This is a genomic window from Geobacter sp. OR-1 (genome assembly GCF_000813145.1).
Classification (GTDB): Bacteria; Desulfobacterota; Desulfuromonadia; order Geobacterales; family DSM-12255; genus Geoanaerobacter.
In genome coordinates, this window is record NZ_BAZF01000003.1 from 274,539 (window position 1) to 287,661 (window position 13,123).

The 13,123-nt window shown below is 56.4% G+C and carries 9 protein-coding genes; 7 read left to right on the forward strand and 2 right to left on the reverse strand.

Translation table 11 applies throughout. The features are described 5' to 3' along the window. Positions 1–4: 4 nt before the first annotated feature. The 7 genes from OR1_RS04870 to OR1_RS04900 all read left to right on the forward strand — a co-directional run bounded on the left by OR1_RS04870 (position 5) and on the right by OR1_RS04900 (position 6,809). On the forward strand, positions 5–235 hold the full coding sequence (locus OR1_RS04870; RefSeq protein WP_041970367.1) for a HypC/HybG/HupF family hydrogenase formation chaperone: 231 nt from the start codon (positions 5–7) through the stop codon (positions 233–235). A 136-nt stretch (positions 236–371) separates the two neighbouring features. After that, entirely contained in the window at positions 372–1,463 is a 1,092-nt protein-coding gene (gene hypD / locus OR1_RS04875) for a hydrogenase formation protein HypD (protein WP_041970368.1), read from the forward strand. 146 nt (positions 1,464–1,609) lie between these two features. Beyond that, positions 1,610–2,623 carry a hydrogenase expression/formation protein HypE gene (hypE, locus tag OR1_RS04880; RefSeq protein WP_041970452.1) on the forward strand — a complete coding sequence of 338 codons (1,014 nt, stop codon included), beginning with the start codon at positions 1,610–1,612 and terminating at the stop codon, positions 2,621–2,623. 185 nt (positions 2,624–2,808) lie between these two features. Then, the gene (locus tag OR1_RS04885; RefSeq protein ID WP_041970370.1) at positions 2,809–3,939 is read left to right on the forward strand and encodes a hydrogenase small subunit; all 1,131 of its coding nucleotides are present in this window, start codon (positions 2,809–2,811) and stop codon (positions 3,937–3,939) included. A 5-nt stretch (positions 3,940–3,944) separates the two neighbouring features. Next, positions 3,945–5,645, forward strand: coding sequence for a nickel-dependent hydrogenase large subunit (locus OR1_RS04890; protein ID WP_041970371.1), 1,701 nt, complete (start codon positions 3,945–3,947; stop codon positions 5,643–5,645). Positions 5,646–5,658: 13 nt separating this feature from the next. Continuing rightward, positions 5,659–6,327, forward strand: coding sequence for a Ni/Fe-hydrogenase, b-type cytochrome subunit (cybH, locus tag OR1_RS04895; RefSeq protein WP_041970372.1), 669 nt, complete (start codon positions 5,659–5,661; stop codon positions 6,325–6,327). Then, positions 6,324–6,809 (forward strand): HyaD/HybD family hydrogenase maturation endopeptidase, encoded by a 486-nt coding sequence (locus OR1_RS04900; RefSeq protein ID WP_082002806.1) that lies wholly within the window; start codon positions 6,324–6,326, stop codon positions 6,807–6,809. Before cybH ends, OR1_RS04900 begins: the two co-directional genes overlap by 4 nt. Positions 6,810–6,933: 124 nt before the next feature. Here OR1_RS04900 and OR1_RS20600 read toward each other — a convergent pair whose 3' ends face one another. Beyond that, positions 6,934–11,124, reverse strand: a complete 4,191-nt coding sequence (locus tag OR1_RS20600; protein WP_160295211.1) for a CARDB domain-containing protein — start codon at positions 11,122–11,124, stop codon at positions 6,934–6,936. Then, positions 11,009–13,087 (reverse strand): S8 family peptidase, encoded by a 2,079-nt coding sequence (locus OR1_RS04910; RefSeq protein WP_052440261.1) that lies wholly within the window; start codon positions 13,085–13,087, stop codon positions 11,009–11,011. The genes OR1_RS20600 and OR1_RS04910 overlap by 116 nt, the downstream gene beginning before the upstream one ends. Positions 13,088–13,123: the final 36 nt, after the last annotated feature.

Below are 13,123 nucleotides of genomic sequence, written 5' to 3' on the forward strand. Positions count from 1 at the left end.
GATTATGTGTCTTGGTGTGCCTATGCAGGTTGTGAGTATCGAAGGGACCGATGCGGTCGCCGAGATCGACGGGGTAAGGCGCGAGGCGAGCCTGATGCTCCTTGACGAAGAGGTTGTGATCGGCGATTACGTCATCGTCCATGCCGGTTTTGCCATCTCAAAACTGGATGAAGCCGAGGCCCTGGAGACCCTGGCCATGATGAGAGAGATGTTCGACCCCGAGGACATGGCATGACCGACAGCGCCTTTTCCGCAATATCTGTGTTGTTCTGCGGTTCTCCTTGTGCGGCGTACATCAACTGTACGCCTCCGCGTCGATCCTTGAACGCCTTGATCTTGCAAAAAAATCGCTGTCGTTTGAGGGGGTAGCTATGAAATACCAGGACGAATACCGCGACCGCGAGCTGGTCCAGGGGCTTGCCGCCAGGCTCCGCGACCTGGCCTCCGGATATCACGGTACCATGACCTTCATGGAGGTCTGCGGCACCCATACCATGGCGATCTACCAGTACGGGCTCCGCGGGCTCCTGCCGCCGCAGGTCAGGCTCATCTCCGGTCCCGGCTGCCCGGTCTGCGTGACCCCCAACAGTTATCTCGACAAGGCGATCGCCTGTTGCCGGATTCCCGGTCTCATCGTGGCCACTTTCGGCGATATGCTCCGGGTCCCAGGCACCACCTCGTCGCTGATGGCCGAGCGGGCCAAGGGGGCGGATGTCCGGATCGTCTATTCACCGCTGGACGCGGTCAAGCTGGCCGCAGCAAACCCCGGACAGAAGGTCGTATTCCTCGGCGTCGGCTTCGAGACCACGGCCCCGACCATTGCCGGCAGTATCCTGGCTGCCAGGCAGCTGGGGCTGAAAAACTTCTTCGTCCTCGCCTCGCACAAGACCATGCCGGTCCCGATGGCGGCGCTGGCCTCCGACCCGGAGCTCGCCATTGACGGTTTTATCTGTCCCGCCCATGTCAGCACCATCATTGGCGCCGATGCCTACCAGCCGTTAGCGCACGATTTCCACCGGCCCTGCGTTATTACCGGGTTCGAGCCGGCAGACGTCATGCAAGGTGTGGCGATGCTCGCCGCCCAGGTGGTTGCCGCGGAGAGCCGGGTGGAGATCCAGTACCGACGGGCGGTCAAGCCGGAGGGAAACCCCAGGGCCAGGGCGATACTGGCCGAGGTGTTTGTCCCGTGCGATGCCGAATGGCGCGGTCTTGGCTTGATACCGGGCAGCGGCCTGGCTATAAGGGAAGAGTTTGCGCCGTTCGATGCCGAGCGGATGCTGGCGCTTGAACCGGAGAACTCCCGGGAGCCTGCCGGGTGCCGGTGCGGCGATGTCCTGAAGGGGAAGATTTCTCCCTTTGACTGCCCGCTGTTTGCGTCGGCCTGCACCCCCGAGGCGCCGGTAGGCGCATGCATGGTATCCACGGAAGGGACCTGTGCGGCAGCTTACAAATACGGGCGTTAGGAAACGGCCCTTTTTCGCCATATCTGCGTAAGTCTTCGGGGCTACTTGTGCGGCGTAGCACTGCTACGCCTCCGCGTAATCCCCTCGACAGCCTTGATCTGACAAAAAATTGCTCGTTTCTGGAAAAGTTTCTAAGGAGTGAAATGGTGAATGACGATCTGATCCTTTTGGGCCATGGCAGCGGCGGGGTGCTCTCCCACAAGCTTCTCTCCGACCTGATAATACCGGCCCTGTCCGGCACGCCTCTTTCCGGTCAGGACGATGCCGCGGTTATTGAATGCAACGGCCGGCAACTTGCCTTTACCACCGACTCTTACGTGGTTGACCCGATCTTTTTCCCCGGCGGCGACATCGGCTGTCTGGCAGTTAACGGCACGGTGAATGACCTGTCCATGGTCGGCGCAACGCCGCTCTTTATCAGCTGCGGCCTGATCATCGAAGAGGGATTTTCCCGCAGGGATCTGTCCCTGATCGTGGCAAGCATGCGCCGGGCCGCGGATGAGGCCGGGGTACGGATTGTTACCGGCGATACCAAGGTGGTGCCGCGCGGCAAGGCGGACCGGATCTTTATCAATACCGCGGGAATCGGCGTCTTTGACGGCAGGGTGTCGCTGAGCGGCGCCAATGCGAGGCCGGGGGATAAGGTTATTGTCAGCGGAACCATCGGCGACCACGGCATTGCCGTAATGGCGGCGCGCGAAGGGCTCTCGCTGGCAACCGAGATCCAGAGCGACTGCGCCGCCCTTAACGGCCTCGTCAGGGAGATGCTTTCCGCGGCAGGCGATGCGGTTCGAGTCTTGCGGGACCCCACCAGGGGCGGTGTTGCGACTACTATCAAGGAAATCGCGCTACAGTCCGGGGTCACGATTACCCTTGACGAGGCGCAGTTGCCTGTGGATCCGGCTGTATGTGGGGTCTGCGCCATACTGGGGCTCGATCCGCTTTACGTGGCCAATGAGGGGAAGCTGCTGGCTGTCGTCTCCCCGGATGCGGCTTCCGGGCTTTTGGAAATCATGAGGCAGCAGCCGCTGGGGAAAGATTCGGCCATTATCGGCGAGGTCTCTGCTGCAGGGGGCGGACGCGTCCAGATGAAAACCGCGGTCGGCGGGATCAGGTCGGTAGAGATGCTAGCCGGGGAGCAGTTGCCGCGAATCTGCTGACATTACTCAGTGAAGATGATTATGGAGAGGGGGTAGGCGTTGGCCTGCCCCCTCTCTTTTTTATTAAATATTCTCATGAAACGACGTTACCTATTGAAAATAAAGAACAAATCTTGACAGGTCAAGAGATTGCCATATAATAATAAAACAGCTTTCCTTTATTGCGCGGGGTAAGGAGAATGCCGATGGCAAAAGACCATGATGTGGGTTGTCCGGAAGAAGCGGGAGTGGAGTTCAAGGGTAAGGTTTCTGAACTGCTGGAGCAGCGTGGGGTTTCCAGGCGTGACTTTATGAAGTTCTGTTCGACAATGGCGGCTGCTCTGGCGTTGCCGCCGGCATTCGGCCCGAAGATCGCCCAGGCCCTTGATGAAGTCAAGCGGCCAACGCTGGTCTGGCTCGAATTCCAGAGCTGCACCGGTGACACCGAAGCCTTGCTGCGGGCGTCCGCTCCGACTGTCGCAGAGATAGTGCTCGACATCCTCTCGATTGATTATGCCGAAACCATCATGGCAGCGGCGGGACATCTGGCCGAAGCCAATCTCGACCAGGTGATCAAAGGGGAAAAAGGTAAATATATTGCCGTGGTCGAAGGCTCGATCCCGCTCAAGGATGATGGCGTCTACTGCTGCATCGGCGGACGGAGCGCCGTGGACCGGGCGACTGAGGTATGCGGCGGCGCATTTGCCACCATTGCCGTAGGGACCTGCGCATCATACGGCGGTATTCCGGCGGCATCACCCAACCCCACCGGCGCAGTCGGCATAAAAAAGGCCGTCCCGAGCGCCACGGTTGTCAACCTGCCGGGTTGCCCGGTGAACACCGATAATCTCACGGCGACAATCGTTCATTTCCTGCTCCTGAAAAAACTTCCTGCCACCGACAGTTTCGGCCGGCCGCTCTTTGCCTATGGCAAGAGGATTCACGACAACTGCGAACGGCGTCCTCACTTCGATGCCGGCCAGTATGTCGAGGCGTGGGGTGATCAAGGTCACCGGCACGGCTATTGTCTCTATAAGATGGGATGCAAGGGGCCCCAGACATTTCATAACTGCCCCTCGGAACGATACAACGAGCATACCAGCTGGCCGGTTGCCGCAGGGCACGGTTGCGCCGGCTGCTCGCAGCCGAATTTCTGGGACGACATGGGGCCGCTCTACCGGAGGCTGCCGAATGTTGCCGGTTTCGGCATCGAGGCTACTGCCGACAAGATCGGCCTCGGCCTGGTCGGTGCGGCGGCGGTCGGTTTCGGGATACACGGCGCTCTGAACGCCATGCGCAAGGATAAAGAACCTGAAGACAGTTCGAGGGAGGGATAACTGCTATGGCGAAGATTGTCGTTGACCCGATTACACGTATCGAAGGGCATTTGCGGATAGAGGCGGAAATCAGCAATGGCCGGATTGTCAACGCCTGGAGCGGCAGCACCATGTTCCGCGGGATCGAGAAGATCCTGAAAGGGCGTGACCCGCGCGATGCCTGGTATTACACGCAGCGGTTCTGCGGAGTCTGCACCACCGTGCACTCCATTGCCTCGATCCGGGCCGTGGAAAACGCCCTCGCGATCAAGGTGCCGCCCAATGCCGAAATCGTACGTAACATCATCATGGGGATTCAGAATGTCCAGGATCATGTGATCCATTTTTACCATCTTCATGCCCTGGACTGGGTGGATATTACATCGGCCCTCAAGGCCGATCCGGCCCGTACCGCTTCCCTGGCGGCATCCATTTCCGACTGGCCGCTCAACTCTCCCACCTATTTCAAAGGGATCCAGGAACGGCTCAAGGCATTTGTGGCAAAAGGACGGCTGGGGCCGTTTGCCAACGCCTATTGGGGGCATTCGGCCATGAAGCTCCCGCCAGAGGCCAACCTGATGGCTACTGCCCACTACCTGGAGGCGCTTGAGTGGCAGAAGGACGTGATCAAGGTCCATGCCTACCTCGGGAGTAAAAACCCGCATCCTCAGACCTTCCTCGTCGGCGGTATGGCCATACCGCTCGATCCTGACTCCCAGAATGCGATCAATGCCGACAAGCTGGCAGAAATCGGCGGCCTGCTGAAAAAGGCCAAAGAATTTGTCGAGAAGGTCTATATACCCGACCTGTTGGCCGTGGCCTCGTTTTACAAGGATTGGGCCGGGATCGGTGGCGGCGTGGGGAACTACCTCTCCTATGGCGAGTTCCCGGACCCGGTGACCGGCAAGCAGTTTTTCCCTCCGGGGATTATCCTTGGGAAAGACCTTACCAAGGTTCATCCTGTAGATCAGAAGAAGATCGCCGAATATGTGGACCATTCCTGGTTCGAGTATTCCGTGGGCCAGGGGAAGGGGGCGCATCCCTGGGACGGGGAGACCGAGCCGAAATACACCGGCCCGAAACCGCCGTACCAGTATCTGGATACGGACCGGAAGTACTCGTGGGTCAAGGCTCCCCGTTACGAAGAGCTGCCGATGGAGGTCGGCCCGCTGGCCAAGTTGCTGGTCGCCTATGCCTCGGGCCACAAGGAGACCCAGGCTGCAGTGGGTCTGGTGCTCAAACACCTCAACGTCGGTCCCGAGGCGCTGTTCTCGACACTTGGGAGGACCGGCGCCCGAGGGCTCGACTGCCTCGTCACCGCCCAGCAGCTGCCGGTCTGGCACGGCCAGTTGGTGGAGAGCATCGGTAAGGGAGATCTCCGTATCCATGCCGGGGAAAAGTGGGACCCGTCCACCTGGCCCAAGGAAGCGGCAGGGTACGGCTGGCACGAGGCGCCGCGTGGTGCGCTCGGACACTGGATCAAAATCAAGGATGGCCAAATCCTGAATTATCAGGCGGTTGTCCCTTCTACCTGGAACGCCTCGCCGCGCGATCACAAGGGGCAGAGAGGTCCGTACGAAGAGGCGTTGATCGGCACCCCGATTGCGGACCCCAACCGTCCGGTCGAGATCCTGCGGACCATTCATTCGTTCGATCCGTGTCTGGCCTGCGCCGTTCATGTTCTCGATGCCACTGGGAACGAACTGGTCAGGGTGAAGGTTTCCTAGAAAGGGGGGGAACATGAGCAGCCAGTGCAAGTTTAAAAGATATATCTGGGAGCTCCCCGTCCGCTGGTGCCACTGGATCAATGTCCTCAGCATTGTCACCCTTTCGGTCACCGGCTTCCTGATCGGCTATCCGATTTCCCTCGGCCATTCCGCATCGGATTTCACGATGGGGTGGATACGGTTCATCCATTTCTCGGTCGCCTATCTCTTTACCGTCAGCGTTCTCTCCCGTATTGTCTGGTCGTTTATCGGCAACCAGTACGCCGGGTGGATGGAATTCTTCCCCCTCTTTTCCGGCAAGGGGCGACAGAAGTTTTTCAAGATGCTCAGGTATTATTTTCTGATCGACAAAGAAGTGCCGGAAACCATCGGCCACAACCCGCTTGCCGCCACCGCTTATTCGCTGCTGTTCTGTTTCTACATAATCATGATTCTCACCGGTTTTGCCCTCTATTCCGAGCATGCCCCTTTTGGCGCCATGCATGCCGCCTTAGGCTGGCTGACCACTCTGGTCTCAAATCAGGGGCTCCGGTTGATTCATCATCTCAGTATGTGGTGCATCTTCGGTTTCGTGATTAACCATATCTACAGCGCCTGGCTCATGGATATCAAGGAACACGGCGCCGAGATTTCCAGTATTTTCAGTGGATTCCGGTTTACGGTGCACAAGGAGGAGGAATGAGTAGTCCTCTCAGGACCATGGTGCTCGGACTCGGCAATCTCGTCATGGGAGACGACGGCGCCGGAGTCAGGGTAGTGACGCATCTAGCCGAGTGGTACCGGTTCCCCGAGAATGTGGAACTGCTTGACGGCGGCACCTTGGGGCTCGACATCCTTCCGAGGCTGGAGGGGATTGACCGGCTTCTGGTCGTGGATGCGGTGGATAACGGAAAGGCGCCGGGCGATCTGGTGCGGCTTGAGGGAGAAGAGGTGCCGGTAGCGCTTGCCACGAAGCTCTCCCCGCACCAGATGGGGTTGAAGGATCTGCTGGCAGTGGCAGATCTGCAGGGGATCATGCCTGGAGAAATAGTGTTGGCAGGCGTTCAGCCGGGCAGCATCGAGATGGGGCTGGAGCTTTCCGAGGAGGTGGAGGTGGCGCTGAGCGGCCTGGCCGGTCTGGTGTTGTCCGAGCTGGAGAAATGGGGGGTGGCTCCGGTTTCGTGAACCGAATTCAGGTTGTCAACGCAACAAAAGGCCGCCCGGAGCGATCCGGACGGCCTTTTGTTGCGTTGACATTCTGCATCCCTGCGACTTCTGGTTTCCTCGAAATTGACGACTAGGTCGTAAACTACATGATTTCTATGCGGTCAAAAACTATCATCCCGCTGGTAATGGTGACTGTCCCTTTGATGCGGCTGTTCCCTGAACGTATCGAATAATTGGGATCATATCCCCCCTCCAGTGTAACCCGCTTGTCCTGGCTGCAAGAAAGGTTTTCTGTGAACGTGAAGTTTCGTAATCGTATCGAACTGTGATCCTCAGCGGCATCGTATTCGGGCTGCAGCCCGGTTATTGATATCGGTTCGCTGAAAACAGAGTTGTTCCATTCGTCTTCTTCCTGAATCCAGTCATGACTGTCCGCTTTGGCGGCAATAATGTAGTTTCCTTTAGCCAGTCCGGACGGTATGGCAATCGCTGTGTCCGAGCTTTTCGTTTCCCCCGGTAGAAGTCCGCCAATGTAGCGGTCAGCCAGCCACTTGTCGCCGGTCGCTTGACGGATATACAATGTTATATAAAACCCGGATGCTGCTCCGTAGAGTCGATTCCCTGTAACCGAGCTGCGTACCGTTACTGTTTCTCCTCTGAGCGCAGCCGACTGCAAGGGAATAACGGAATTCATTATCACATCGCTTCCGGCAATGACAATTGGGCTGCTCGTGATGATGTTGTTCTCTTCGTCCTCTTCCTGAATCCAGTTATGACAGTCTGCCTTGGCGACAATGCTGTAGTTTCCTTTGGGTAGTCCGGTTGGTATGACGATCGTTGTGTCCGAGTTTTTCATTCCCCCGGCTGCAAGTCCACCGACATATTGGTCAGCTAACCACATCTCGCTGCCGGCAGCATTGACGAGCAAAAACGCGATATAAAATGAGGACGCACGATCGCCTGTCGGGCTGGCCAGCACAGCGCTGTTTACTGAAAAGCGATCCCCCGTTTTGGCGGCTGACGGGGTAGATATGACCGACATGCGAAGATCGGGAACAAAATCGAGCAGGACGGCACTGGTAAGGCTGCTTCGATTGTAGCTCGACATGCCGCCGGCAAGAAGTATTCTGCCGTCTTGCAGCAAGGTGGCTGAGTGAAAGGATCTTTCACTCAGCAGACTCTCTTTGGGATGAAAATTACCGTCAGTGGGGAGATACACGATTGTCGGGTTCGCCAATGACCCGCCGGCGACCAATACGGTCCCGGCTTTTGTTGCGGTGGAGGTTGGTTGGTACTCGAAGTAGGGTTGGGCGCCCGTTACCGGGGTGAATGTTTCGGACGCAGGATTGAATATGTCAGCGGTTCCGATCAATGCCTTGCCGTTCTGAAGCAGTGTAGCGGAATGCCATGACTGTGCATGTGTCATAGTGCTGATCAGAGTGAATTGGCCGTTTGCCGGGTTATATATTTCAGCCGAGCTGAGAGTGGTTCCGCTCCCCGATAAAACTGTCTGCCCACCGGTTATCAGTACTCTGCCGTCGGCAATGAGCACGGCATTATGAGCATAACGGCCGACAGACATGGTGCCGGTTGGCGTAAATGTTTGAGTGCCCGGATCATAAAGCTCAGCAGTTGCGGTAACCGCATTCGGTTCAAGCTCATTGTATTTTCTCATGCCGCCGGTTATCAGAACCCTGCCGTTGGTAAGTCTGGTGGCGGTGTGCCTGAAACGGGGTGTTGTCATCCGGCCGGTGGCAGTGAATGAGCCAGCAACAGGGTTGTACAGTTCCGCAGAGGTTTGTACGATGCCTGCAGCATATGAATGGCCGCCTGTTAGCAGAACTTCTCCGGTGTTGAGAAGAGTGGCGGTGTGGGCATATCTGTAGGCTGTCATGGTGCGTGCATCAATGAATGCGCCGGCTGCCGGGTCGTACATCTCGGCGGTATTTAAACCGTCTCCCAATCCTCCGGCAAGGAGGACCCTGCCATTGTCGAGCAGGGTTGCCGTATGCATCCATCGTGCATGCTTCATATGAGCGACTTTTGGCACAGGGTCTGAGGCAAATGAGGCAATCAGGTTATGATCGGAGTTAATTTCATTAATCGAATAACGATATTGATTGGTCTCTGAATCAAAAAATGGCGAGACCAATACGCCGTTATCATGCAGGGTCTTAACGTAGAATCCGGGCAATGGCGAAATGATGGCTGTAAAGCCTGCACCGTAGGTTACCGAGGAAGACGCAGGGGATATGCTGCCGTTTGCTCCCGCAACAGTTCCCGTTACCGTAAATGTCTTCAGGACGAACATAACCTGCACGCTTCGATTCGTATCCATGGTGATCGAGCAACTGGAGTCATTTATGGAATCGCAGCCGGTCCACTCCGCAAAGAGGGAGCTTTCGTACGGACCGGCATAAAGACGAACCAGGGAACCCATGTCAATCTGCATGCTACAGCTGCTTGAACAGGTCCCGAAATAGGTGCCCGGATTTTCTGGGTCTGAGCCTTGCTGCTGGACCGATACGGTTCCCTGTCCGGTGCCGGCAAAAGAAAGGGCTAATGTTTGGAAAGGGTTCTGGCCAATTCCGGAGAACGGAACCTTGAGTGATGACAGAACTGAGGCATTTGTGCCGATGACGAGCTCTGCCGTTTTAGTCCCGGCAGCTGTCGGGGCGAACGCCACGGAGACTGTGCAGCTCTGGCCAAGGCTCAATGTTTTCGGGAGCGGTCCGCATGTTCCCGGAGACAGTATGAACATTGCCTGGTCGTTCCCGGACATGCCGAGCGAAAGGATTGTCAGTTCAGATAATCCTGAATTGGTGATGGTTGCATCCCTGGCAGGAGACGTTGCCCCGACCGTTATCCTGGAAAAATCGTGGGACAGGATCGATAATGTGACCAGTGGTACAGGGAGCTTGCCGGTATGCTGGACGTCATGCCGGTATACCGGCCATTCGAGCAGATGGGTCGGAGACGACGTGCCTGCCTGGATCATGGAGAGGATGCCGCCTGCGCTTTTTGCGACCGCCTCAATCCTGCCGTCGTCGAAGAAATCACCGAGTGCCGGCGAAAAGTTGTTGCCGCTGACTGACGGGAGACAGGCTGCTGGGGGCATTGTTGCACGCAGGGAGTTGAGCGTGATAACCTGGGACAGATTCTGGCTGTTATCCAGAAGCGCATAGTGAATCTCCCTGGCAGTATCTCCGTTTATATCCCCGACAACCGGGTTCCCGGACAGGTCACTAGCGAAAATTATATCTGTGAAGGCCGAGTCCTTGAACTCGATTACGTGCATGGTGTCGGATGAGGTGCCAGGTGCGTTGTAGATGATCTCAGGCATGCCGTTGCCGTCAATGTCTCCGGCGATCAGTCCGTCATAAGATCCTGTGGCGGTCCGGCTGTACCAGCTGCTCCAGAGCTCTGAGCCGTTCCCTTCAAATATCCTTACCGCCATGTAACTGCTCCAGAACAGGAATTTGGTCGTTATTTCCAGGCGCCCGTCATTGTCGATGTCAACCAGCACCGGGCTGAAAAACGGGGTATATTCGTCGAAATACCGATACGGCCATTGCGTAGCCAAGTCTCCGAGGAGCCCGCTTCCAAGGCGGAATATCCGCATAAAGCCGTCATTTGCAGCGAATACTATCTCCTTTGACCCATCCAGGTCGATATCCCCGACCGCCGGGAGATGTTCGGTGTTCGAGTCGAATGGCGGCCCAAAACTCTTTGGCCATCCCGGAAGCATGTTCCCTTGGTTGTCGAGAATTACCATGTCGTCGGTGGTAGCGGCCTCGGTGGATGCGGTTTTGGGTCTGCAGACGACAATAACCTCCAGATTGCCATCATTGTTGAGGTCCTCAACCACCGGCGTGCTTGCGCTGGCTTCTTGGGTGTGAACTGCAACAGGGAACCCCTGATGTTCGGCCAGATCACCCCCCAAGAGGTAGAGATATGGCAACGTGCCGAGACCACTCACCGAAACGATAAGTTCTATACTTTGGTCACCATCCAGGTCTGCAAGCGCCGGGGTTGATACCGGGCCGGGGAAGGATATCTTCCTTACTGTGCCGTCGGCGTAAAATACCGTCAGTACGTTCAGGTCAGGTGCGAGTAGTTCCTCCTTCCCGTCATTGTTGATGTCATAAAATACTGGGTTGGACGAGAGCGCCTGGCTGTCATTGGTTCCTCTCTGCTCCAGAGTCCGTGGCCAGCCGTCAATCGCCCCTGACGTGACAACAATCCTCACATAGCCGAGATCTGACATCGACAGGCTGTCCGTAACCTTGACCCGGACATCCTTTGCCAAAGCGTATAACGGGGTGCCGCTCAAAACACCTTCCGGGCTGAGGGATAATCCGATTGCCGATAGATCGTCCGGTGAGCTCCAGGTATACGGGGGGGGCGCCTCCGGTGGCAGACAGGGTAACGGAGCCATACGCCTGGTGATTCAGAAAAATGTATGAGTCGTTCGTCACTACGGTTGGTGCCGTGAAGAACCCTTTGCCTTTTACGGAAGGAGTCGCGACCGTTTCCGAGCCTGCCGGTGACGTGAAGGTGAGCCTTACGACGTCACTCAGGTGGTCTGACGTAGGGGTCCAGGTCCCGGTGTAAATGCCGTCCCTGTCGTCGTCCTTCAGCGTGATGCTGCCACCTGTGGAAAGGGTGACCCTGGCCTCGGCATCGTTGTCGAAGCCGTAAGGTCTGTCGCAGTTTATGCTCAGGGCTGCAAGCGGGTATGCAGTGCCCGCGACCGGTGCTGTCGGAAACTTCAGCACTGTCAACAGCGGGGCATTGAGCAACGTGCTGCTGCAGGCCATTGATCCGTAAGCGTTTACCAGTCTGCCGGAAATAGTCATGTCGTGCAGGGAAGGAAACGCTTTCCCGCCAGACAAGATACGGTTTTTCAGAGCAACCCAGTCACGGCTCATATCCTGTGCCTTGAGCAATGCCGCAACCCCTGTTACGTGGGGGGCAGCCATTGATGTCCCGGAAAGGTACTCATATGTTCCCCCGATATAGCTGCTTATTATTGACTGCCCCGGCGCTCCTATGTGGACCGTTCTTCTCCCATAGTTAGAAAACTGCGCCATAATGTCCGATATCTCCATTGCTGCCACAGAAATCAGGTTGGGTTTGTCAATGGTGGCAGGGTAACGTGCTATCCGGTCATTGTCGGAAGAATCATTGCCCGCAGACGCAACGAAAAGGATACCCGCGACCCGTTGTGCCTCGACGGCATCTAGCAACGCGCTGGACTCGAATCCCCCCTCTATCTCCCAACTGTTGTTGGTTGCTACGAGATTTACCCCTCTTTCTTTCATTTCGCGGACGAAATCGAGACACGCCAAGGCATCAAACAGGTACCCGTAGCCGTTGACATCCAGAAATTTGCAGGTGAGTATCTTGATGCTCCAGTTCGCGCCGGACACACCGATGAAGTTGTTACCTGTGGCGCCTATGATACCGGCAACGTGTGTCCCGTGCCCATTGTCATCCATTGGGTTGCTAGTGCCATTATTGGTGTTGATGCCATACACTATGTTGGCATACGAATTGTTCTCATCATCACTATAGCCATCAGGTACACTTGCCGGCCTTCGCCACACATTGTCAGCCAGATCGGGGTGGTTGTAATCGATACCGGTGTCAATGACGCCAACGACAACTTGGTCACTCCCGATGGAACTATCCCATGCCGCTGGGGCATCAATCTTTTTGAGCCCCCATTGACCGTTGAATTCACTGTCATTCGGTGTTCGCGTCGCGGTAACCAAAAAATTCGGTTCCGCATATTCGACAATCTGGCTCTTACGATAATCTTCCGCGGCCTGCCTGACCGAGTATCCCTTTCTTAATTGCACTCTCTGTAAAGCCAACGACTTTATCGCTTTTGTTTTCTTGGAGCCCAAAGATTCGTGCAATGCGCTCATGGCACCATGTGGTACGTTGCTCTTGAACTTAATAATCAGTTCGTTGTTGTCCTGAAGCATTCGTTTGTTGAGTTCATGTCTTGAGAAGTGAGCCATCTCTGCAGTTCCAACAGCATCTGGCACGGCATTTCCGGGGCTTGCGGTCCTGGCGTGTGCGTCTGTGTGCAGCAGAGTTACCAGTATTGTCATTGCTATCTTCAGAAGCCAGGATGATCGTTTTCGGATGCTTACCAGGATAAGGGGGCAAACTGCGGCAATGGTACGGTCGAGTCTGGTGGGCAGCGGGTGGCGCAGGTGGACATAATGACTGGCGTAATGGCTACAACGAAGCGCTGTTGACGTATCAAGTCCCCACGTTCTCATAGTGACCTCCTTGTTAGAAATCACCAGCAACGGGTT

Bases quoted from the DNA above. Each gene is read 5' to 3' on its own strand.
- hypD (WP_041970368.1), top strand. From the start codon at position 372: ATGAAATACCAGGACGAATACCGCGACCGCGAGCTGGTCCAGGGGCTT.
- cybH (WP_041970372.1), top strand. From the start codon at position 5,659: ATGAGCAGCCAGTGCAAGTTTAAAAGATATATCTGGGAGCTCCCCGTC.
- OR1_RS04910 (WP_052440261.1), bottom strand. From the start codon at position 13,087: ATGAGAACGTGGGGACTTGATACGTCAACAGCGCTTCGTTGTAGCCAT.
- OR1_RS04870 (WP_041970367.1), top strand. From the start codon at position 5: ATGTGTCTTGGTGTGCCTATGCAGGTTGTGAGTATCGAAGGGACCGAT.
- OR1_RS04885 (WP_041970370.1), top strand. From the start codon at position 2,809: ATGGCAAAAGACCATGATGTGGGTTGTCCGGAAGAAGCGGGAGTGGAG.
- OR1_RS04900 (WP_082002806.1), top strand. From the start codon at position 6,324: ATGAGTAGTCCTCTCAGGACCATGGTGCTCGGACTCGGCAATCTCGTC.
- OR1_RS04890 (WP_041970371.1), top strand. From the start codon at position 3,945: ATGGCGAAGATTGTCGTTGACCCGATTACACGTATCGAAGGGCATTTG.